The sequence below is a fragment of the Acinetobacter sp. CE-15 genome, from assembly GCF_051059255.1.
GTDB lineage: Bacteria > Pseudomonadota > Gammaproteobacteria > Pseudomonadales > Moraxellaceae > Acinetobacter > Acinetobacter guillouiae.
This window is the reverse complement of record NZ_CP192737.1, coordinates 477,260-498,635: the sequence shown is the minus strand read 5'-3', so window position 1 is coordinate 498,635 and position 21,376 is coordinate 477,260. Positions and strand designations below refer to the sequence as shown.

The window sequence follows — 21,376 nt, the reverse complement described above, 5'->3', positions numbered from 1 at the left end:
AGATTAAATTACGCAATCTTGTTTTAAATTGCAACTAGATTTATAGTCTTATTTTTAAGATGAAAGATGGAACAGCTGATGAATCAAGACAGATATGAAGCTTGCCCAGTTGCACGGTCAGTGCAATTGATTGGAGATCGCTGGGCTTTATTGATCATTCGCGAAGCTTTTGATGGGGTAAAACGATTTAGTGATTTTCAAAAAAATTTAAATGTCGCCAAAAATATTTTATCTGATCGTTTGGCTAAACTTATTGATGCTCAAATTCTAAAGAACCAACCTGCTTCTAATGGCTCAGCCTATTTGGAATATGTGCTCACTGAACAAGGTTACGCACTGTTCCCGATCATCGTGGCATTACGTCAATGGGGTGAGCAATTTTTATTTGCTGAGGATCAACCACATTCTATTTTACTCGAGAAAAATACAGGTGATGAATTGGCACTTATGCAACCTATGACAAAAAAAGGAAAACATCTACTTGCACAAGAAACCTTTGTGAAAAAGATCAATTAAATGCAAATCATGTTTTCCCAGTTAAAGTCGATGATATTTTTTAAAGAGCAAACTTAAGTTTTAAGGGTTTTACTCAACCAATAAATCTTTTGGATTAATGCTATCACCGTAGACAGGTTTTAACGTCTTTTCATAGGCTTGCTGGATAACCCCTGCTTTAGATAATTTTTCTAAGTCTTGATTCAACCAATCCAATAATTCTTTATCGCCTTTTTTGACTGCAGGTGCAATTAAATCATGCTGACCTAAGCTGGTAATACCCACGGTATAATTTGAGTTCTCTTTTGCCCAAGCCAGTACCAATAAATTGTCATGTGCCAAAGCCACACCACGTCCATCTTTCAGCGCATCAAAGGTCTCTGTATTCTGCTCGTACTTTTGTAATTTAATTTCAGGATGTGATTTGCTAAAGAATGAGTCTGCTGTCGTGCCTTTATTGACCAATAAAATCTGATCTTTAAGCTGCGCAATATCAGTAATTGGCTTAGCTTTAGGTGATACAACGCCCAAAGAAACTTTTAAATAAGGCTTGGCAAAATCGACAACTTCCTTGCGTTCAGGTGTCACGGTGAAATTGGCAAAAATAATATCCACCTTATTGGCTTTAAGGTACTCCACACGATTGGCAGCTTCCGTTAAAACAAATTGAACTTTGTTTTCATCTCCCAATAGGTCTTTGGCAACATGCTTGGCAATTTCCACATCAAAACCTTGGTTTTTACCTTGTGCGTCCAAGTAACCAAAAGGCGGCTTATCACTAAACACCCCGATACGAACCACACCATTTTTCTTAATTTGCTCGATACTTGAGCTGGTTTTTTCAGGTTCAGCAGCTTTTTCAGTTGTTGGCGCGTTTTTATTACACGCCGCCAACCCTAAGCTAAGCACTGAAGCCGCAAGTAGATGAGTCAGCTGTTTTATTGATATATTCATTTAATTTTCCTCTGATCTATTTTCATATTTAAACAATGATTTCTTTTCATAGTTAAATGCTTTGATGCAATTTTTATTTCGGTGTCACATCCAAAAAGACTTGAGCATCCACAGTTCCACCGTAAACAGGCTTTAAGGTCTGATCATAAATCTTCTGAATTTCACCTGTTTTTTGTAAGCTTGAAATTTCAGTATTGAGCCAATTTAAAAGTTGGCTATTGCCCTTTTTCACTGCAGGTGCAATAAAGTCTTGATTACCAATTTGTTGAATTCCCGCCGTAAATGTTGGATTCTCAGCTGCCCATGCCAAGGCATAAGTACTGTCTTGAGAAATTGCATCACCACGACCATCTTTCAATGCATTAAAGGCATCAGTATTTTGTTCAAACTTTAATAAATTAATTTTTGGGTAATTCTTAGTGAAATAAATATCTGATGTCGAGCCTTTATTGACGATCAAGGTTTTGCCTTCGAGCTGCTGAATATTGGTAATCGTCTTGGCTTTAGGCGATACGATGCCTAAAGCAGCCTTTAAATACGGTTGAGCAAAATCAACCACTTGTTTACGTTCAGGAGTGACTGAAAAGCTGGCAAATACCGCATCTGCTTTACCCGATTTTAAAAACTCCACACGGTTAGCAGCCTCAGTCACCACAAATTCAACTTTATTTTCATCCCCAAGCAAATCTTTGGTCACTCTTTTTGCTAAAGCGATATCAAAACCTTGTGGTTTACCTGCACTGTCCACATAACCAAATGGTGGATTATCTGCAAAAACAGCCACACGAAACACGCCCTGCTTTTTAATCTGATCTAAAGATTGATCATTCTGGGTATTTTTCTCCGCTGATGCATTTGGTTCAGTTGGCTGACTACATGCGCTCAACATTCCCATACATAAGGCCACACTCAATGTTCGAACAACGTTGGAAATATTAAAAAAATTCGATGGTTGAGTTAAATAAGATAAAGCCATACATCCTCATTTTTATAGATCATTATGTGTTGCTATTAGGGTGAATATTGATGTCTAAATTACTGTTAGTAATTCAACATATTTAAAAAGGCTTTTGCCCGTTCAGTCTGTGGATGCTCAAAAAATTGTTCAGGTGTGGCTTGCTCAATAATTTTGCCTTTATCCATAAAAATAATTCGGTCTGCGACTTTTCTGGCAAAAGACATTTCATGAGTCACGATCAACATGGTCATTCCTTCATGTGCAAGTTTTAAAACCACATCTAATACTTCACGGACCATTTCAGGGTCTAAAGCAGCGGTGATTTCATCTAGCAGAATCACTTGAGGCTGCATCACCAATGAACGCACAATTGCGATACGTTGCTTTTGCCCACCCGATAACTGTCGCGGATAATCTCGCTTACGATCGTATAAACCGACACGTTTCAATAATTCGTCTGCGACTTTCTCAGCTTCAGCTCTTGTTCGTTTTTGAACTTTTAAAGGGCCTAATAAAATGTTATCAATCACATTCATATGCCCAAAAAGTTCATAGTTTTGAAACACCATGCCAATTTTTTGACGTACATCCACCCACGCTAAATCTTTGCCCAATACACCTGAGCCAGCTAAATTGATTGTGCCACCCTGAATTTTTTCCAAGCCATTGATACAACGTAACAATGTGCTTTTCCCACATCCCGATGGACCAAGGATCACCACGACTTCACCCTGTTTTACGTCCAAATCTATGCCTTGTAAAATATGACTTTCTGCAAATGATTTCTGTAAATGTTGTATAGATAACAAAGTCATGATTACTCCCAAACTTTTTCTAAATGCGTCGCTAAACGGGATAAGGGATAGCAAATGATGAAATATAAAATAAAGATCAAACCATAAATCCAAAGAGATGCATTCGGAACAATTAACAACGAATTTTCAATAATTTGCTGTCCAACTTTAATCACTTCGACCACGCCAATCAGCACTGCCAAGGAGCTGGTTTTAATCATACGCGTGAATAAATTGATTGCGCCTGGCGTGACTCTTTTTAAACTCTGCGGGAAAATCACATAACCCAAAGTTTGAATAGGACTCAGGCCAAGTGCATGTGCAGAATCACGTTGATGTTGATCTATCGATGTGATGGCAGCACGGACTAAATCGCCCATTTCAGCAGTCCCCCACAATACAAAAACCACAATACATACCAGTACCGCTGAGAGCTGCCAGTTAAACCATGTTGCAAAGCCAAAATAGAAAACAAACAATAAAACCAGAATTGGAATAATCCGAATCGCTTCTAAATACAATCGACACAAACTTTTAATCATTAAATTTTTTGACGTCATAATGACACCGAAAATCGTGCCAAAAATTGCTGAAAAAAATACTGATATAAATGCAATTTTTGCAGTAACCCACAGCCCTTCCAGTAATCGTGCAAGATGACTGGGTTGAAACAGATAATCAAATTCCATGGCTCACCTTCCGACTGCGGTATTCCAGATAACTGGTGAGAATAGACACAGGCAATAAAATAATCAGATAAGACATGATCAAGAGAAACAATGCTTCTGTGGTTTTATAATCCATACCAATTAAGTCTTTGGTGACAAACAATAGTTCCACCACTGCGATGGCACTCACCACAGAACTTTCTTTAATCAGAAATAAACAATTTGCACCAATTGCAGGAATTGAAATTGCTAGAGCTTGAGGGAAGATCACATATTGAAAAACTTGCAGTGGATTCAGTCCAATACTTTCACCAGAATCAATTTGCCCTTTGGCCACAGCTTGTAAACCCGCACGAAAGGCTTCAGCCATATAGCTTCCACCTAGAAAAGTTAGACCAATGACCCCACAGCTAAATCCATCAATTTTAATCCCCAGTTTTGGTAAACCGTAATAGAGAAAAAATAACTGAATCAATAAGGGCGTATTGCGTGATAATTCAATGTAAATTTTGGCAATTTTGTCAAAGACCCGTACCCGATAGGTAATGAGAATACTGCAAATTAAACCAACCAATATTGCGAGAATAATACTGATGATTGAGATTTTGAGTGTCGTCACCATTGCCGAAGCAAACTGTGGCATCACACTGTAGATATATTGCCAATTCAAAGAAATCGTCCAAAATAATTATTTTATTGTTACGCTCTAAAGCAGAAAAAATGATTTGGAACTATCTTACAGTGAGAATTTTGTCTAAATAAATATGATTATCAGATAAGCTTTTCTATAAAAATAATGCTGGATAATGCTTACTTTTTTACGGTGAGAAAAATAAGCGTAGTTAAAATTGAACAATCATCGACCCGAAGCAATTATTCGGCATTCACCACGTCTAACAATTCCATACATTCAGCACAGAAGATGACAGATTCATTTTCTAAACTTTGGATTTGCAGTTCATAGACAAAACCTGTCAGCGTGCGATTACAGCCATCACACTGTTGCAGGTTGAAATGACAAATAAAATCAACATGCTGGTAAATATAATATCCATCTGTATATTTCTTCATGTTCTTCTTTCTAAAGCTCCGGTTATTTTATTATTTTAAAGTTTTTAGCTCTAGAATAGATGTTGCAATCCTTGCTCTGCGACAAGAATAGACGTGTATAAATTTATAAAATGTTCTGGATCTAAACACAATTGTCTTATTATACTAGTCAATTAATACTTCAATAAAAAAGTAAAAACAAAATGGGACACTACTCGAATTTACGAATTTCTTCAAACCTAAACCAAACAGAAGAAAAAAAATCCAATGATGAAATATATATAGAAGTTAAATACTTAATTCCTTTATTTTGGTTGGCTTTATTTAAGCTAGAAGATATCTCAGCACTAAAAGATCAATACAACGAAACCTATTACGTCTTCCGTGCAACGATCTTAAAAAGCTGTGGAACGTTTAAATCTAGACTCAATTTATGGTCAAAACTCTATAATGATGAAAAGGCAGAAATTTTAGCAAAACTATTTTTACAATATTTAGAACATATACCTAAACTTTCAATTGAGTTAAATATCAATGACCTTCTAGGAATGCACTTAGATATTAATAGCATAGATGCGAAAAACGAAATGACTGATTTAATCAATTTTATTGATAATATTCAAATTAATCCTCAAAACCACTCATTGTCAAATGATTGGATTACACCTCTATCACTATTATCTCTTGAAATACCTCAGGATAGAAAACAACTTGATGGATTTGGTGAGACACTACTTCCCTGTCCTGAAGTCGATGAATGGTTGAATCAAGTTCATTAGAACTAACGGTTTATTCACAATTTAATTTTATAGATTACCAATTATATTATTTCATAAATATTCCTATAAAAATTCAGATGATAAAAGGAAACAATGGGACATTACTCAGCACTTTTAATTTCATCCGATCTCGATAGAACCACGGGTGAAATGGATGAAAATGAAACCTATCAGGAAGTTAAATACTCGATTCCATTATTTTGGTTGGCCTTATTTAAAGTTGAAGACATTACCACTCTTCAAGATGAAGATGGCTTAAGCTATTACGTCTTTCGTGCAACGATCTTAAAAAGCTGTGAAACGTTTAAATCCAGACTCAATATATGGTCAGCACTCTATAATGATGAAAAATTAGCAATTTTAGCTCAATCATTTTTACAATATTTACAACGTACTCCAACATTTTCAGTCGAGCTTAATATTACCGATATTATGGCAATGATGATTGATCCATTTAGCATAGAAGCTAACAATGAAATGGTGGATATGATCCATTTCATCGAAGAAAAACATCGAGATCCCAAAAGTCCATCACCATCCAAATATTGGCTGCCAAAATCTTTTGAACTTAAAACACCACAAAATCGATATTTAGATATCGATGGTTTTGGAGAGTCTTTACTGCCCTGCTTTGAGGTGGATAGATGGTTAAATAATCATGAAAAGACACAACAGCCTGTTAAAAATAAACTCAATGCGTCTTTTGATGAGATCCATTTTTATCGAATGCTGCTGTCCAAAACTGAAATCTCGCCAAATAGTTCATTCGGTTTTAAACATCGGTTTTTATTTCTGACGCGAATTAAAAATAAGGCATTACGCAAATGGCTCTTTCAAGTATTCTTCTTTAATGAAATGCTATTTTTCTGTTTATTGTGGCTTAGTCTAAGTTTAATCAGCATCTTTTTTCTTTTTAAAATTAGTACTTTTTCCTATTTAGAGATCACTGGCATTATTATTGGGCTTATTGCATTTAGCTATTTTATTTTTCGAAAAATAGCCAAGAGAATCAAGATATTCAAAGACTCAAATTAAAATCAATTTTGCCTGAGCAATTTACTATAGAACTCGCACTTATCAACTTAAACTGATCAAATAACGACTATGCTTAAAGATACTGAAAATTTTTTGGGAAAGATTGGAACTACACTTGCCTTCTCTGGATTTTTCTTCATCATAATTACCAACAACCATCAATTTTTTTATCAAAATCTTAGGAATATTATTGCATTACAAAATTTAAAATGGAAAGCCATTCATATCGATGTTGGAAATGACTTAAGCTATAATATTGTTAACTATCGTAATAATACCTCTTCTTTAGCAATTACTCTAAATTCAACCACCATCACCGAGGAACCATGCGCAGATTACATCTCAACATTTTGTACAAAAGTAAAAGACGACTTATACACACCAAACAGTTTTAGCTTTTATGCCAGTTATGATCCAAATGATCAGCCCATTTTCTTCTACCATTACATATTAAAAGACATTCACTTTACAAACGATAAAAATGAGCAGCAAACTTTACCTTACTTAGAAGAAATGCCAAACAGTCAAGCTAACATTCTAAAAGCTAAAAGCCATTTATTAAATTCAATAATTTATACAGGCATCGGTTACTTTATTTTAGTTTTTACTTTATGGGCTGTTTTCAAACACATTGCCCTCAGATATAAAAAGATAACTCAGTTTTTGGCCACTGTATTAACAGCCACTTTAATCATTCACTTTGTACATTTTATTATTCAATTTATGATTAGTATCTAAACTCCAGACACAAAAAAACCGCAATGTATGCGGTTAATTCTTCAAGTTGGTGCGCTCAGAGAGATTCGAACTCCCGACCCCTTAGTTCGTAGCCAAGTGCTCTATCCAGCTGAGCTATGAGCGCAATACTTGTGTTGCCAAAAGGCATTCGTTACATCATGATTAACTTATTGGTGCGCTCAGAGAGATTCGAACTCCCGACCCCTTAGTTCGTAGCCAAGTGCTCTATCCAGCTGAGCTATGAGCGCGTCATAAGTAATCGTTGGCGGTGAGAGAGGGATTCGAACCCTCGATACAGTTACCCGTATGCATCCTTAGCAGGGATGTGGTTTCAGCCACTCACCCATCTCACCGTAACGAGCCGCCATAATACAAACTAAAACCCGATTCGGCAAGTGATGACATTAAAAAAAATAGAGAAATTTACTCAATTAAATACTTTTTAAGCGATTTTCATCATTTTGTTGTTTTTTTATGCTGTAAAATAATCACAATCTACAAATACCAAGAAAAATTCTCTAAAAACTAAATTAAAAACACAATATTGCAATCAATTACGTGCAGTATTCCACTGTATGTCTTATGCTAATCCTATCTTCTGACTAGAAACCAAATACATCATGAAAAATTGGGTCGATCCTGAAGCCAAAGCTGAAGCTGAGCGTTACGACAATCCCATTCCAAGTCGTACCCTTATCCTAGAAATCATTGAACGAAAACAAGAAGCATTGTCACATGCAGATCTTGTTGAACTGCTTGAAATTGTCGATCAAAAAAGTATAGATGCGCTCAGCCATCGTTTAAGTGCAATGGTCCGTGATGGTCAGTTGATGAAAGATGGTTTTAAATATCAGCTGATGGCAGATCAACCTACCCTAGACGCTACTGTTTATGTCAACGCTAAAGGTTTAGGTGTTGCAAGCTTAGATGGGAAGAAAGATGAGTTCCTTCTGCCTGAGCGCGAATTACGTCAAGTCTTCCATGGTGACCGCGTTAAAGTCCAACAAACTTCTGTAGACCGTAAAGGTAAAGCTTGGGGCTATATTACCGAAGTGACTCAACGTCGAGTTAAACAATTGATCGGTAAAGTTGCAGAATTTGAAGGTGAATACTTTATTCAACCTGCACCTCCAAATGCACATCAACCCATAACTTTAGAAAAAGAACTGATTGAACATGCCAAAGCCAAAGTCGGCGATGCATTACGTGTTGAAATTGATGACTATCCAACTCGAGATGAATTTGCGACAGGTCATGTGATTCAGTCAATGGCGGATAAAGCAGATACTGAAATCATTATCCCGCAAACCATTTTAGAATATGGTTTACCTTATGAGTTCCCAGAAGAAGTCATCAAAGAAGCTGAAGCATTTAAAGAACCTTCTGCAAAAGATCGTCAAGGCCGTATAGATTTACGAGATTTGCCTTTAGTCACCATTGATGGTGAAGACGCACGTGATTTCGATGATGCAGTCTATGCGGAAAAACGTCCTGGTGGTGGCTATCGTGTCGTTGTCGCGATTGCAGATGTCAGTCATTATGTCCGTGTTGGTAAACCTTTAGATGATGAAGCGCAAGAACGTGGTACATCGGTGTATTTCCCACACTATGTATTACCAATGTTGCCTGAAGCACTTTCAAATGGCTTATGTTCTTTAAATCCACATGTTGACCGTTTATGTATGGTGTGTGATTTAAATTTAAGTCGTGCTGGTAAAGTGACTAAATTTGAATTTTATCCATCAGTGATGCATTCAAAAGCACGTTTAACCTATACCCAAGTTGCACAATATTTGGATGGCGACAGCAATGCGATTCCTGAAGATCGTGATGTCCGTAAGTCAGTCAATACGCTCTACCAATTGTATGAAACCTTAAAAGGTTTACGTGCACAACGTCATGCAATGGAATTTGAAACTGTTGAAACCTACATGACTTTTGATGAATTGGGTGGAATTAAAGAAATTTTACCACGTTCACGTAATGTTGCGCATAAGCTTATTGAAGAATGTATGTTGCTTGCTAACGTTGCAGCAGCGGAATATTGCTTAAAAAATGAAGTTCCAATGTTGTATCGTGTGCATGAAGCACCAGAGTTTTCACGCATTCAAAAAGTAAAAGACTTTGTAAAATTATTGGGCTTTAAATTCCCTGACCAACCGACACAAGCCGATTATCAAACGGTGATTGAAGCAACCAAAGATCGTATTGATGCACCGAGTATTCATGCGGTGTTATTACGTTCAATGATGCAAGCCTACTATGGTCCAAAAAATGTGGGGCACTATGGCTTGGCTTATGAAGCATATACACATTTCACTTCACCAATTCGTCGCTACCCTGACCTGCTATTACATCGTGCGATTAAAGCCAGTTTAACCAACAAAAAGTATCCTCTTTCAGGTGCGGCGTTAGAAGATGCGGGTGAACATTTCTCTGCAACTGAACGTCGTGCAGATGAGGCCTCACGTTCGGTTACTTCATGGCTGAAATGTCACTATATGCAGCAACATTTAGGCGAAGAATTTGTTGGTGTGATCAGTGCAACCGCTGAATTTGGTTTATTCGTAACCCTAAAAGACTTATATGTGGATGGTATGATTCACGTGAGTCAATTGGGCGATGACTACTTTGTTTATGACCAAGTTAGTCAAAATTTAGTTGGTCAAAATCGTGGTCAAGCATTTGGCTTGGGTGACGAAGTCAAAATTAAAGTTGCTGGGGTTAACCTAGAAGAACGTAAGATTGATTTTGAATTGTTACAACAATTGTCGCATGCGGGTCGTGTAATCCGTAGTCGTGCACCACGTGTTGCAAAACCCGTTGCCAAAGAAGAAGTTTTTTCTGAACGTCCTGTCAAAGTTAAATCTGAATCTGACAGTGGGAATGCCAACGAAGATGGGGAACGTCCCATTCGAAAGAAAAAGCCCAAAGGAAAACCCAGCTCTTACAATAAGAAACCTGGAAAAAGTACTGCAACTCAGCCTGAAACAAAGGCTAAAGATAAAGTGAAGAAAAAGGCTAAAGCAAAAAAGAAGAAGTCGAACGCAAAAGCAAAGACTGAGTAATTTTACTTACCGCAAAATCAGAGAGCTTCGGCTCTCTTTTTTATCATTAAAATTTTAAATTTGAATACGTCTAAAAATACTTTTCTTGTACCATCATAGAGTCTTCCTTGTTTTATAATGCATCTATAGCGACTCAAATAACTCTAGAAATAACAGCATGAAAATTAAAAATATACTATCACTCTCAACCCTGCTACTCAGCTGTGTAGCTTCTGCTGAAATCATCACCTTTAAAACTCAAACTATTCCCCCCCAATATACGAATTTCTCAGGAAATATTCCCTTTATCCAAGGTAAAGGTTTTGAAAAAATCAATCAACAGATCAAACACGAACTTTTGGCAGATGATGCTACACGTATCGACTTTAGTTCAGGAAAGATCTATCAGGATCAAAACTATTTAAGTGTTTATACCCATTTAGAAATTGAAGGCGGACGAAGCTATTATCGTGAAAAGTATTATGTGATCGATTTAAAAAATAAACAGTTCGCAACATTGTCACAAATACTACAAAAATATCAATTGTCCGCAGCACAAATCTCAAATGAAATTGCTCAGCAACTTGATCCATGTATTGAAAATAAAACAGCAACGCTTTCTAAAACGTCTAATGACTGCGATAGCGCAGATCTGCAATACCTATACCGATACTATGCTGAAGATCGAAATTTTATTGCGCTAAAAAATGCAAATGGCTTTTATCTTAAAAAAGATATTTTGGGCATCAGTTTTGATGCGGGCGCATATTCTATCCCTTTTGAATACAACTTGAAAACCAAACAAGTCCATTAACATCTGTGTTAATTTTATTGTCACACCTTGATTTCCCCTGCCAGAAGCCCTACATCTATCTATAACTTAAGAAATGATTTGGCATAAAGCTCATGACACTAGAACAGGCAACGTTGCCAGTACCGCAATTTGATCAAATTAGTTTAGATCAACTCAAACAAAATATTGAAAAAGCCATCCAAGACGGTCAAAACTTTTTAAATGACTTGGTACAAGTCCCTGAAAGCATTCAACAACAACTTGCAGTGATCGAAAATGTAGATTCACTTGAAAATAACATGAGTGAATCTTGGGGAATTTTGTCACATCTCAACGCAGTGATGAATAACACTGAAACGCGTGAAGTCTATCAAGCCTTGTTGCCAAGTTTAAGTGAATACTATACTCAGATCGGTCAACACGTTGCCTTGTTCCAAACTTATCAAAATGTTTATGATCATGCGATTTTTAGCGACTTGCCAACGGCGCAACAAAGTGCAATTAAGCTGGCTTTACGTGATTTTAAACTTTCAGGTGTTGCCCTTGAAGGTGAAGCTAAAAAACGTTATGCAGAAATTTCTGCACGATTATCCCAATTGTCTTCTGATTTTTCTAATCATGTTTTGGATTCAACTCAAGCCTATAGCAAAACTCTAACTACGGATCAGCTTAAAGGTCTACCACAAGGCAGTATTGAACTACTCAAACAATACGGTCAACAACGCGAACTAGATCAGCCTGTTGCGACCTTAGATATTCCATCTTATTTGGCCATCATGACCTATGCAGAAGATCGCGCGCTCCGTGAAGAAATCTATCACGCTTATGTTACACGCGCCTCAGATCAAGCCAGCGATACCCAATTTGACAATGCACCCGTAATGGTTGAAATCCTCAGCTTACGTCAGGAAATGGCCAAGCTTTTAGGTTTTGACAATTTTGCAGAATATTCGCTTGCTTCAAAAATGGCACCCGATGTGGCCACTGTTGATCAATTTCTGGTTGATTTAGCAGAACATGCACGTACACCTGCATTAAAAGAAATTGAAGAACTCAAAGCCATTGCCAAACAAGATGGCATAGATGAGCTAAAACCTTGGGACAGCAGTTATTATTCTGAAAAACTAAAAGTTCAACAGTTCAACCTTTCTCAGGAAGATTTAAAACCATACTTCCCTGCGCCTAAAGTGATTCAAGGCTTATTTAACGTGGTCAATCGTTTATATGGAATTCAAGTCATTGAACGCCAAGCACCACTTTGGCATACAGATGCCCATTATTATGAGCTAGAAGACCAAGGCACTGTGATTGGTGGTTTTTACTTTGACCTCTATGCACGTAACGGTAAACGTGGTGGTGCATGGATGAGTGGTTTCCGCTCGCGTATGCAAACCAAAACGGGGTTACAAAAACCAATCTGCTATATGGTTGGGAACTTTACCCCACCTGTCGGTGATCAACCTGCCCTATTAACGCATGATGAAGTGAATACCTTATTTCATGAGTTTGGTCATGGCTTACACCATATGTTGACCGAAGTAGACAATATTGCAGTTGCTGGAACGCACGGCGTTGCATGGGATGCCGTGGAGTTACCTAGCCAGTTTATGGAATTTTGGACATGGGATACGGAAAGCTTGGCTTTAATCAGTGAACATATTGAATCTAAAGACACACTTCCTGAGCATCTTTTAAAAGCCTTACTCGATGCTCGTTTCTTCCAGTCAGGTATGCAAACTTTACGACAAATTGAATTTGCACTGTTCGATTTAACCATTCATAAATTTACACCTGCCCTAAATGCCGAACAAATCCAAGCAACTTTAGATGATATTCGCCAGAAGTATGCAGTTTTAGCAACAGCACCTTATAACCGCTTCCAAAATGGTTTTAGCCATATTTTTGCGGGCGGTTATGCTGCGGGTTATTATTCTTATAAATGGGCAGAAGTTTTAGCAAGTGATGCTTTTGACCGCTTTGAACATGAAGGTGTGTTTAATACCCAAACTGGACAAGAGTTCCGTAAGGCAATCCTTGCAGTTGGCGGAAAAGATACAGCACTTGATGCATTTATCAATTTCCGTGGTCGTGAACCTAAAATAGATGCATTATTACGTCATCAAGGTTGGACGAATAGCTAAAAAAACGCTTAAACTAACGGCCAAAATTGTTTAAAGTGTGGTGGGTGTATGAATATTAGACGTCGTTTCATTGCTGGTGCAAAATGTCCAAAATGTGAAGCGATGGATCGTATTGTTATGCTCACCCAAGGCGATGCTGAATGGATTGAATGCATCGAGTGTGGATATTCTGAAAATCGCCCTACCCATGTAGATGCGCCTGAAGAACCTGCTATACCTGATGAAATTGGGGTCATTCAATTCAAGCCTCGCTCTTCAAAATAGATCGGACCGAATAAAATGCATATAGAACAAAGAAACAATTCAAAATTAATGTGGATTATTGCAGGCGGGTTGGGGGCAGTTATCGTTTTAATTGCTATTTTTTTCTGGTTAAATAACACCTCTGAAAGCACCCAAATCAATGAGCCATTGAACCAGACTACACCTGCTGCGAAGAAAGTGGAAACAACGGCACCACCTGTGGCAACGTCTGTTGAACAAAGTGCTGCTTCAGAGGCTGCCAATGTAGAATTGGTCAAAGCATCCATTTTAAAAGATAAAATTCCTGAAAATGCCAGTTTAGCGAAAGAAGAAGTGGCTAAACTAGAAGACATCCAAAAACAACTCGATGATCAGCAACAAAACCTCAAATCACAACATGCTGATGCGGATCAATTGATTAAACTTAAGGAAGAACAAATCAAGCTACTTCAACAGCAAATGGCCGCACAAAATCAATAATTTTTGATCATGTGCAAAAATGACGATCTGCTATTAGAAAGCCTTAACCTCTTTATAAGTTAAGGCTTTTTTCAATTTGAACAATAGTCATTTCAATATTTTAAAGTGAGTCCAATGATTGCTGTGTTGATTTTTTCCATTGGATTGGCTTTTGGATAATTTGCGCCAATAAAATTCCACAGAGTGTTAAACCACCACCAACCAAATGAAAAACTTGTAAATGTTCACCCAAGAGCACCACGGCAATTAAAGCTGTAAACACAGGCAATAAATTCATAAAAATACTATTTTTATTGGGTCCCAAATGTCTTACACCTTCAATCCATAAATAAGACAATAAAATCGATGAGAAAATACTGGCATACAAAATCAAAGGAATGGTCTGTTGATTCAGTTGCATTTGCGATGCAGGTAAAAAGATAAAAAACGGCAAAACATATAAGATGGCAAAGCTCGACATCACAAAATTCGATTGCCATGCAGGGATCGGCATTTTCCAACGTTTTAACAGCACACCATATAAGGCGTAGCCGATTGCGGCAAGCAACATCAAGCCATCTCCAAGATGCATACCTTGGCTAAAAACTTGGGCAATATGCCCATGACTCAATAAATACAAAATGCCATAGAATGATAAAAAGCCTCCGATCACTAAGCCATAGCTAATCTGATCTTTTAAAATCCATGTACTTAAAATAATCGTCAATAATGGAATCAATGCCGTCACAATCGCCATATTGGTCGCTGTTGTGGTTGTCGCTGCTTGATAAGACAAAAATTGGAATAAGGATACAGAAAGAAATCCACCTAAAGCCAAATGTTTCCAATACTGGCGAATAATATGGCGATTTTTCCACGTGGGAATCAATACAAAAGTACTCATCACCGCGAGCGCAAAAACCAAACGATAAAATGTAATCGCCACAGGTGAAATTGCATGACTTGCCATTTTAGACACAATCACATTTCCAGCCCAAAATAAAATGGCAAACAATGGATAGAAATAAGCTTTTTGAAACATGCTGCTCTGCCTATACAGAAAGATTCAACCATGTTAAAAAATAATCATTTTGTATTTGTACGACAAAATGACAATAACTATCGCAAAAAGGACATTATGCTTGAGGACTAAGCCAATTCCACGAATATATGATTGGCAGTGCCGTATTGATTGAGGAGTAAATCGTGGGGAATAATTATGATCATGGATTTTTAGATTATCCAATTTATGCCTTTACTGAAAATTATTCCCATGGGCATATTGAAGATTGGCATAGCCATGAGCGTATCCAACTGATTCATACGCTTTCTGGGGTTATCCGTATTCAAACGACAGAAGGAACATGGGTCACGCCACCGGGACGCGGTGTATGGATTCCAGCCTATAAGGCTCATGCCTTACTGATCAGTGGTGATGTGCAAGCTTATGGTGTATTTATTCAGCCAGACGCACGTTTAAAATTAGTCAATGAATGTCGCGTCGTCACGATCTCACCCCTGCTAAAAGAGCTTATTCGCTCCGCGATGCAGATTCAAACCACGATCCATCCTCAAAGTCGTGAAGCACGATTGCTTGAACTAATTTTAGATGAATTGGAGCTTCTCCCTGTTCTACCATTTAATTTACCTGAGCCACAAAATATTAAATTGCAAAAGCTTTGTGCTGAAATCAAACTTGATCTTAGCCATACATGGACACTTGAACATGCCGCCCAATTTTTACATGTTAGTCCGAAAACCCTCACTCGACATTTTCAGAAAGAAACCAATATGCATTTTAGTCATTGGGTACGGCAGGCAAGGTTGATGCAAGCCATGACTGATTTGGCAATGAATAAATCTATTTTCAATGTTGCACTGGATTTGGGCTATGACAGTGCCAGTGCCTTTAGTGCCATGTTTAAACGTGAAACCAGTTTGACGCCGAGTGAGTACATTCAGCAGTTTCAATTTGAAGATCACTAAATCTATTCAAAATCCACAGACAGAAAAAAAGCGCCCGAAGGCGCTTTTTAGACATTCAATTATTTACTGGCATACCAGTCAAACAGGTTAAACATGTACGGCGCATAGGTCACAATCACCAATGCTGAGAACAGCACCACGATTGGTAAGATCCAACGCTCATAACGATAGTAGAAGCTTGTATATTTGGCTTTTGCCTCTGCATCGGCGGCGGCAACCTCTGCATCACCGACCGAGAGCCTCGTCAGCAAATGGTTGAGCGCAACAGGTGGCGTAACATAACCAAACTCAAATGCAACCAGTACAATCATCCAGAAGTGAATCGGATGGATACCATTTTCAAATGCAACTGGCGCAATCGTTGCAGCAACGAGAATCACCGCACCAAATGGATCTGTTGTCATACCAATTAATGCAAGTAACAATGCCATAAATCCGAGTGTTACCAAGATACTACCCAGATGCGTTGGAACCATGGTCACGATCTCACTACGTTCAATCAGACCACCAACACTTGCAGACAATGCCATTAAGATAATTAACGCACCAATATGACCAACACTTTCCGATGTTGCAAAACGAATTGCGCTACGGAAGCCACGTTTTGTTTCAGCAGTATCACCATGCTCACGTAAGTATTCAGAATTTTTTTCATGTTCTAGAGCAAGCGCTTTATTTGGGTTTTCTGGTATCGGTAATTTATTACCAAATAACTTATCAAATAAAATAAATGCCAATAACATGATTGGAAGAATTACAGGTGCAGTAAATTCATCCATTTTCGTGTCCAGACCAAACTGATAGAAGCCAATCACGACAGCAACAATCAAGATATATGGAAGCACTGGAACGAAAGCACGCAACATACCAGGGACAGCAGTTTTCGGTGAGTTAATACGGAACTTATTCTCAGCAAGGAATAACGACACCCCTAAGAAAATAAATGCGGTTAACCAGAATACATAAATACCATGATTAAATAACTCGTCTGAAGTTACATGACGGCTATCCAGCATTGAAATTAAGATCACCAAGAGACACGGACGTAGTACAACACCCAGCGAACCTGACATTGCTGAAACCGCAAGTGCATATTGACGACGAGCACCTGAATTCCACACTTCTTTATAGATAATCGCACCAGCAGCAACAACGAAGATTCCCGAAGCACCTGTATATGCGGTTGGAATTGCAGCACCAATCAAAATGATCCACGTCAACGTTTCAGGCGCTAAGTTCCAAGGACGAAGAATCGCCAAGAAAAGATCCATCACACGTGTTTGGGTCAATAACATACCCGCCCAAATAAACAGTGCTAAGTTAAGGAAGATATTTGAAAATTCAGTCAACAAGCCAAGGTAAATACCTTGCCCCATTGGGTAGTCCATAAAGAAAGTAAACGCAATACCTGTCACAATTGCCATAAAGGCATATAAAGGTATGCTCAGCAGCGCAAGGCCAAATTTACCGCCTTCTTCAGCATTTTCTGGCGTACGGAATAATTTAAACAGGCTGATAACTGTTAAGACCACAAACAGAATCATCCATAGCCAATAGACTCCAATCGTTTCAAGGGTCGATTCAACACCAGAATTGAGTACTGAACGATATTGGCTAATGACCGAGAAGCTCAGTAAGGCATTCCCCAGCACCATCGCAATGTTATAGACTTTAAAATCAAGCTTGGTACGCGCTGGACGTAGCCCAATATGATGCATCTTCAATGATGCGGTAATTGCCGCGATCACCACCATCAAAATCAGGATGAGTACGCGATGTTCAGAGCCCCATTTTAATATCCAGAAGAACCCCGTTTCCATCGAACGATATGTACGAAGGGAAGGATGATCTTCCATATGTTTGATCGATTTATCATAGAACGCATATTTCTGTTCACAATCCGTTTGCGCTGAAACGAATGAAGCGCGAACATCTGCTTCTGGCGTTAAACCAAAAAATGCCGCATCAGGATCACTGGCTTCCTGTTGCATTTTTTCTTTGACAAGCTTATCGATATCTACATTGCGGTCACATGAAGGTTTGTTGGGCTCAGCACGTAAAAAGGAATATTGCATTCCTATTTTTTCGTCTCCATATAGGCGTTCACCTAAACGAAGCATTTGCCCATGAATCATATCCCCTGTCCCAATGATCAAGGTCAGGAGAAGCAGAATAAGGATGGAAAAGGTTGAGAACCACTCATTCCAGAGATAACTGAGTAGACCTAATCCCGATCTATTATTTACAGGTTCTTGCATTGTTATTCCAGTTTTTATAACCAGTGTACAATCGCTTGCACAGCTTATCTTTTATTATTAGGTGAGAGGTAAAATCCTTTACCAATACCCATTCCTATCATCACCACTCAAATTTGCCTTAATTTTCCTAAGAAAAACATGACAAAGATTAATTTTTTTGGCGAGCTTTTTGTCAACTCATCTATAGTCTTATCATTAAATGTGAAAAAACAACTCAGTACTTATATTTTTTACAACTAAAATAGATGTAACATTCACATAATTAACCACAAATGAGAATCACTATCCATTCATTACAAAGCATTTATTCAAATTTATTTTTTAAATATTTTTACAATGCTATGTGCTTAACCTCATCAAAATAATGAAATTTTATAAAATAATATTTCATACAAATAATAGCGTTGATTCGCTTTCTATTTGATGACATTAAGTCGAAAAATTAAGCTCAAAATGGCACAAATACTTCCAAAAATCACCCCAAGCAAATGCGCCTGTATTAAAACAGGATGACCAATCAATTGTTCAGTTTGTAGTGCACCAAAAAAATGTTCCCATGCGATTTTGCCGAAGATGCATAACAATACGATGAAGGCAAAATTTCGTTCTGGCTTTTCTTTTAAACTGACGATTGCACAAAATACAAACAGACCATGAAGAATGCCAGACAAACCTGCATAAGCAAAAATATGAGGATAAATCAGATAAAAACAGAGACTGAGTAAAGGCGGTAAAATAAGCAATAAAGCAATAAAAACTTTCTTTTTAATGTTTGGAAATAAAAAGGGTAAACAAGCCAAAGCCAAAACATTTAAAACATAATGAATCCATCCCACATGAACCCAATGCCCTGTCCACCAGCGCCAAGGCTGGCTTAAAAAAACATCGTGCTGATAAAAGAAATGAGTTTGAAAAAGCTGAAGAATTGCAAAAAAAATGATACTGGTTGCAATAAACAATATATTTTTATCTAACTTGTGTTGTTCCATGCTACACCATAAAAAAAGAAGAGCTGTCGCTCTTCCTCAATTCTAACCAATTCATGCAATTGAATACTATGGATTTGCTACAGGTTCGTCAGCTGAAGCACTTGGCTCTTCGGTCGGTGCAGGTAGATCATTAAACAATTCATCATCACCCGTAGATGCTTGTTCATCCCAGAATGTGGTCATTCCATCATCTGCTGCACGAACACCAGTATGTTCAGTCCAATAACGATCGGCAATACCTTGAACCATTTGACCGGCCATACCATCTAACAATCTAAATTCAGGGTTTACTGGCTTATCATCTGCACGCGATGCGGCATAGGCTTTTAACGCCGCTCTTAATTTAGCATCATCACCACTGGCTTGTGCTGCAACAGCATTCATTGCAAATGCTAGACGAACACCTTTCTGTTCTGCGATTTGCATTGATTGTTGTAAGGTCTGGGTTGGATCAGGCTTACCGTCTCCTGCACCCGGTAACAATATCCAAATCACTGCACGTGTCGCCATTGGCGCACCCCAGAATTTGTTATTGTCTAGACATGCCATACCACGTTCAACAATCGCAGCAATATCTTTCGGTACATTGACTGCACCACCAGAGTTAATGTCATTGGTCATCGCTTGCAAACCACTGAGCATACCAATTAAATAGATAGTTTGATCTAAGTCCTTACGCATGGTTGGACAAGAATCACCTAAAGTATATTTATATTTTGCCTGCCAACGTTCTGCAAATAATTGATAACCCGTGTATTGACGTTCTGCGGCAAGGGCTGCCCAACGTTTTTGTTCTATACGAGCATCTTGCGCTTCAGTCACTTTACCATCTTTTGAAGCACGTAAATATCTGAGTTCTGCATCCAAAGCACGATTTTCTGCACACATCCCCGCAGCTGAATATAACAATACCGCCATACGGGTGGGGTCGGCCCCCATATCTTTTGTTGCCATAATCGCTGGCGTTAATGCATTGCCTGAGTTGCACGCCATATCTGTATCATTGCCCGCCAAAATGGGTGGGACGATATGTTTTTCACTAAAGCCAAGCGCAACATTGGCACCTGATTTTACAACATATGAACAACCTGATAACACAGATGAGGCAACAACAGCGGTCAGCATCAATTGACCAAGCTTGTGGACCTTAGACATACTTCCTGTCCTCTATATAATTGTGTTTATATCCCTTTTAAAATAACAATATCAGATGCAATCTCTGAATAACAGAGTAATAGCTCTAATTTCATCTGAAGAATTTGCCACAATATAGAAAGTATTCAATTGACCTAATCTGGTTTTTATACAAATTTTAAGCAAAAAAAAGTAGCATTGCGACGGTTCAGCACATGCTACTTGTTAAAAGGTAAACTCTTTAAGAGAGTTTATTGGTTTTAAGTCTTTTAAATTTGCTACCGTTAACACTGTTAGCGTTAGCTTTCTCAATCTGTTCCCTCAGCATAGTTCCTAGTCTTCCAAATATAATTGCAAAAACAATTGCAACCACTAAGAACCAAAACGTATGAATTTCACCCATTTGGAAATTCCTCCTCGCTGTTGGTATTTTTAATTTACATGCAAAATCAGATTTTTACAGAGATAATTGTCTGACAATTTTACAATTGCGCTATTTTGTATATATTTGGTCTAACAATGGATATTAAATAAACAAAAATACAAATAAGATTATGTTTTATTTGGATTAAATTTAAATTAGCTTTTTTATATTTGTTAGACAATTAACTTAATTTTACCCGAGATTTTAAAGATTTCCACTGTATTTTGCTCACTTGATCTTGCCAAATAATTAAACTTTTATTGTTTTTCTCACAAAAATACACTGCGATATAAAATCGATGATCAATCATTTGCTGAATTTGCACATGATGAATTTGATTGGAATCCTCATATTGTAGGGTCCACTGATCTAAATCAAAATGTTCTAAACTTCGGACTTGTGGACGCATTCTAAATATTTTTAGACTGAAG

The 21,376-nt window shown here is 37.8% G+C and carries 22 protein-coding genes and 3 tRNA genes; 10 read left to right on the top strand and 15 right to left on the bottom strand.

Annotated features, from left to right (window positions below):
- The first annotated feature begins 78 nt into the window (after nt 1–78).
- Complete coding sequence (locus ACQ7EO_RS02345) at nt 79–516, top strand: winged helix-turn-helix transcriptional regulator (protein ID WP_004725772.1); 438 nt, start codon at nt 79–81, stop codon at nt 514–516.
- A 69-nt stretch (nt 517–585) separates the two neighbouring features.
- Here the strand turns inward: ACQ7EO_RS02345 and ACQ7EO_RS02340 are convergent, their stop codons facing one another.
- The 6 genes from ACQ7EO_RS02340 to ACQ7EO_RS02315 form a co-directional block, all read right to left on the bottom strand.
- Nucleotides 586–1,449 carry a cysteine ABC transporter substrate-binding protein gene (locus tag ACQ7EO_RS02340; RefSeq protein WP_434278793.1) on the bottom strand — a complete coding sequence of 288 codons (864 nt, stop codon included), beginning with the start codon at nt 1,447–1,449 and terminating at the stop codon, nt 586–588.
- Between the two features lie 73 nt (nt 1,450–1,522).
- On the bottom strand, nt 1,523–2,344 hold the full coding sequence (locus ACQ7EO_RS02335; RefSeq protein WP_406565202.1) for a transporter substrate-binding domain-containing protein: 822 nt from the start codon (nt 2,342–2,344) through the stop codon (nt 1,523–1,525).
- 146 nt (nt 2,345–2,490) lie between these two features.
- Nucleotides 2,491–3,222, bottom strand: coding sequence for an amino acid ABC transporter ATP-binding protein (locus ACQ7EO_RS02330; protein WP_004725765.1), 732 nt, complete (start codon nt 3,220–3,222; stop codon nt 2,491–2,493).
- Nucleotides 3,223–3,224: 2 nt separating this feature from the next.
- Nucleotides 3,225–3,890 (bottom strand): amino acid ABC transporter permease, encoded by a 666-nt coding sequence (locus ACQ7EO_RS02325; protein WP_434278792.1) that lies wholly within the window; start codon nt 3,888–3,890, stop codon nt 3,225–3,227.
- Entirely contained in the window at nt 3,880–4,539 is a 660-nt protein-coding gene (locus ACQ7EO_RS02320; RefSeq protein WP_004816902.1) for an amino acid ABC transporter permease, read from the bottom strand. The genes ACQ7EO_RS02325 and ACQ7EO_RS02320 overlap by 11 nt, the downstream gene beginning before the upstream one ends.
- Nucleotides 4,540–4,742: 203 nt before the next feature.
- Nucleotides 4,743–4,940, bottom strand: coding sequence for a hypothetical protein (locus tag ACQ7EO_RS02315; protein ID WP_004816901.1), 198 nt, complete (start codon nt 4,938–4,940; stop codon nt 4,743–4,745).
- 182 nt (nt 4,941–5,122) lie between these two features.
- Between ACQ7EO_RS02315 and ACQ7EO_RS02310 the strand changes: the two genes are divergently transcribed.
- The 3 genes from ACQ7EO_RS02310 to ACQ7EO_RS02300 all read left to right on the top strand — a co-directional run bounded on the left by ACQ7EO_RS02310 (nt 5,123) and on the right by ACQ7EO_RS02300 (nt 7,471).
- Nucleotides 5,123–5,698, top strand: coding sequence for a hypothetical protein (locus tag ACQ7EO_RS02310; protein ID WP_434278791.1), 576 nt, complete (start codon nt 5,123–5,125; stop codon nt 5,696–5,698).
- 93 nt (nt 5,699–5,791) lie between these two features.
- Complete coding sequence (locus ACQ7EO_RS02305; RefSeq protein WP_434278790.1) at nt 5,792–6,733, top strand: hypothetical protein; 942 nt, start codon at nt 5,792–5,794, stop codon at nt 6,731–6,733.
- 69 nt (nt 6,734–6,802) lie between these two features.
- On the top strand, nt 6,803–7,471 hold the full coding sequence (locus ACQ7EO_RS02300) for a hypothetical protein (RefSeq protein ID WP_262087116.1): 669 nt from the start codon (nt 6,803–6,805) through the stop codon (nt 7,469–7,471).
- A 47-nt stretch (nt 7,472–7,518) separates the two neighbouring features.
- On the opposite strand, the gene ACQ7EO_RS02295 is transcribed toward ACQ7EO_RS02300, so the two are convergent.
- The 3 genes from ACQ7EO_RS02295 to ACQ7EO_RS02285 all read right to left on the bottom strand — a co-directional run bounded on the left by ACQ7EO_RS02295 (nt 7,519) and on the right by ACQ7EO_RS02285 (nt 7,824).
- Nucleotides 7,519–7,595 (bottom strand) — tRNA-Arg (locus ACQ7EO_RS02295).
- A gap of 47 nt (nt 7,596–7,642) precedes the next feature.
- A tRNA-Arg gene (locus ACQ7EO_RS02290) sits at nt 7,643–7,719 on the bottom strand.
- A gap of 15 nt (nt 7,720–7,734) precedes the next feature.
- Nucleotides 7,735–7,824: transfer RNA gene (locus ACQ7EO_RS02285), tRNA-Ser, on the bottom strand.
- Between the two features lie 264 nt (nt 7,825–8,088).
- Here ACQ7EO_RS02285 and rnr point away from each other — a divergent pair.
- The 5 genes from rnr to ACQ7EO_RS02260 all read left to right on the top strand — a co-directional run bounded on the left by rnr (nt 8,089) and on the right by ACQ7EO_RS02260 (nt 14,175).
- A complete protein-coding gene (gene rnr, locus ACQ7EO_RS02280; protein ID WP_434279586.1) occupies nt 8,089–10,539 on the top strand; it encodes a ribonuclease R in 2,451 nt (816 codons plus the stop codon).
- A gap of 157 nt (nt 10,540–10,696) precedes the next feature.
- A complete protein-coding gene (locus tag ACQ7EO_RS02275) occupies nt 10,697–11,332 on the top strand; it encodes a hypothetical protein (protein ID WP_434278789.1) in 636 nt (211 codons plus the stop codon).
- Nucleotides 11,333–11,424: 92 nt separating this feature from the next.
- Nucleotides 11,425–13,452: a M3 family metallopeptidase gene (locus tag ACQ7EO_RS02270; protein ID WP_434278788.1), complete on the top strand. Its 2,028-nt coding sequence runs from the start codon at nt 11,425–11,427 to the stop codon at nt 13,450–13,452.
- Between the two features lie 54 nt (nt 13,453–13,506).
- Nucleotides 13,507–13,716, top strand: a complete 210-nt coding sequence (locus ACQ7EO_RS02265; RefSeq protein ID WP_171066870.1) for a YheV family putative zinc ribbon protein — start codon at nt 13,507–13,509, stop codon at nt 13,714–13,716.
- A 15-nt stretch (nt 13,717–13,731) separates the two neighbouring features.
- A complete protein-coding gene (locus ACQ7EO_RS02260) occupies nt 13,732–14,175 on the top strand; it encodes a hypothetical protein (protein ID WP_034614345.1) in 444 nt (147 codons plus the stop codon).
- A gap of 100 nt (nt 14,176–14,275) precedes the next feature.
- Here the strand turns inward: ACQ7EO_RS02260 and ACQ7EO_RS02255 are convergent, their stop codons facing one another.
- On the bottom strand, nt 14,276–15,196 hold the full coding sequence (locus ACQ7EO_RS02255) for a DMT family transporter (protein ID WP_034614348.1): 921 nt from the start codon (nt 15,194–15,196) through the stop codon (nt 14,276–14,278).
- 164 nt (nt 15,197–15,360) lie between these two features.
- On the opposite strand from ACQ7EO_RS02255, the gene ACQ7EO_RS02250 reads away from it, so the two are divergent.
- Entirely contained in the window at nt 15,361–16,140 is a 780-nt protein-coding gene (locus ACQ7EO_RS02250) for an AraC family transcriptional regulator (RefSeq protein ID WP_034614351.1), read from the top strand.
- Nucleotides 16,141–16,199: 59 nt separating this feature from the next.
- On the opposite strand, the gene ACQ7EO_RS02245 is transcribed toward ACQ7EO_RS02250, so the two are convergent.
- From ACQ7EO_RS02245 to ACQ7EO_RS02225, 5 genes are all read right to left on the bottom strand, one after another.
- Nucleotides 16,200–18,398: a TRAP transporter large permease subunit gene (locus ACQ7EO_RS02245; protein ID WP_034614355.1), complete on the bottom strand. Its 2,199-nt coding sequence runs from the start codon at nt 18,396–18,398 to the stop codon at nt 16,200–16,202.
- 416 nt (nt 18,399–18,814) lie between these two features.
- Nucleotides 18,815–19,387, bottom strand: a complete 573-nt coding sequence (gene rrtA, locus ACQ7EO_RS02240) for a rhombosortase (protein WP_244014177.1) — start codon at nt 19,385–19,387, stop codon at nt 18,815–18,817.
- Nucleotides 19,388–19,453: 66 nt separating this feature from the next.
- Nucleotides 19,454–20,542 carry a hypothetical protein gene (locus ACQ7EO_RS02235; protein WP_004816880.1) on the bottom strand — a complete coding sequence of 363 codons (1,089 nt, stop codon included), beginning with the start codon at nt 20,540–20,542 and terminating at the stop codon, nt 19,454–19,456.
- Nucleotides 20,543–20,762: 220 nt separating this feature from the next.
- Complete coding sequence (locus tag ACQ7EO_RS02230) at nt 20,763–20,924, bottom strand: hypothetical protein (RefSeq protein ID WP_004725737.1); 162 nt, start codon at nt 20,922–20,924, stop codon at nt 20,763–20,765.
- 202 nt (nt 20,925–21,126) lie between these two features.
- Nucleotides 21,127–21,354 (bottom strand): hypothetical protein, encoded by a 228-nt coding sequence (locus tag ACQ7EO_RS02225; RefSeq protein ID WP_004725735.1) that lies wholly within the window; start codon nt 21,352–21,354, stop codon nt 21,127–21,129.
- Nucleotides 21,355–21,376 lie beyond the last annotated feature (22 nt).

What these genes read in the sequence shown, in the direction of transcription:
- ACQ7EO_RS02345 (WP_004725772.1), top strand. Translation starts at nt 79, where the DNA reads ATGAATCAAGACAGATATGAAGCTTGCCCAGTTGCACGGTCAGTGCAA.
- ACQ7EO_RS02340 (WP_434278793.1), bottom strand. Translation starts at nt 1,449, where the DNA reads ATGAATATATCAATAAAACAGCTGACTCATCTACTTGCGGCTTCAGTG.
- ACQ7EO_RS02335 (WP_406565202.1), bottom strand. Translation starts at nt 2,344, where the DNA reads ATGGGAATGTTGAGCGCATGTAGTCAGCCAACTGAACCAAATGCATCA.
- ACQ7EO_RS02330 (WP_004725765.1), bottom strand. Translation starts at nt 3,222, where the DNA reads ATGACTTTGTTATCTATACAACATTTACAGAAATCATTTGCAGAAAGT.
- ACQ7EO_RS02325 (WP_434278792.1), bottom strand. Translation starts at nt 3,890, where the DNA reads ATGGAATTTGATTATCTGTTTCAACCCAGTCATCTTGCACGATTACTG.
- ACQ7EO_RS02315 (WP_004816901.1), bottom strand. Translation starts at nt 4,940, where the DNA reads ATGAAGAAATATACAGATGGATATTATATTTACCAGCATGTTGATTTT.
- ACQ7EO_RS02310 (WP_434278791.1), top strand. Translation starts at nt 5,123, where the DNA reads ATGGGACACTACTCGAATTTACGAATTTCTTCAAACCTAAACCAAACA.
- ACQ7EO_RS02305 (WP_434278790.1), top strand. Translation starts at nt 5,792, where the DNA reads ATGGGACATTACTCAGCACTTTTAATTTCATCCGATCTCGATAGAACC.
- ACQ7EO_RS02300 (WP_262087116.1), top strand. Translation starts at nt 6,803, where the DNA reads ATGCTTAAAGATACTGAAAATTTTTTGGGAAAGATTGGAACTACACTT.
- ACQ7EO_RS02275 (WP_434278789.1), top strand. Translation starts at nt 10,697, where the DNA reads ATGAAAATTAAAAATATACTATCACTCTCAACCCTGCTACTCAGCTGT.
- ACQ7EO_RS02270 (WP_434278788.1), top strand. Translation starts at nt 11,425, where the DNA reads ATGACACTAGAACAGGCAACGTTGCCAGTACCGCAATTTGATCAAATT.
- ACQ7EO_RS02260 (WP_034614345.1), top strand. Translation starts at nt 13,732, where the DNA reads ATGCATATAGAACAAAGAAACAATTCAAAATTAATGTGGATTATTGCA.
- ACQ7EO_RS02255 (WP_034614348.1), bottom strand. Translation starts at nt 15,196, where the DNA reads ATGTTTCAAAAAGCTTATTTCTATCCATTGTTTGCCATTTTATTTTGG.
- ACQ7EO_RS02245 (WP_034614355.1), bottom strand. Translation starts at nt 18,398, where the DNA reads ATGCAAGAACCTGTAAATAATAGATCGGGATTAGGTCTACTCAGTTAT.
- rrtA (WP_244014177.1), bottom strand. Translation starts at nt 19,387, where the DNA reads ATGGAACAACACAAGTTAGATAAAAATATATTGTTTATTGCAACCAGT.
- ACQ7EO_RS02235 (WP_004816880.1), bottom strand. Translation starts at nt 20,542, where the DNA reads ATGTCTAAGGTCCACAAGCTTGGTCAATTGATGCTGACCGCTGTTGTT.
- ACQ7EO_RS02230 (WP_004725737.1), bottom strand. Translation starts at nt 20,924, where the DNA reads ATGGGTGAAATTCATACGTTTTGGTTCTTAGTGGTTGCAATTGTTTTT.
- ACQ7EO_RS02225 (WP_004725735.1), bottom strand. Translation starts at nt 21,354, where the DNA reads ATGCGTCCACAAGTCCGAAGTTTAGAACATTTTGATTTAGATCAGTGG.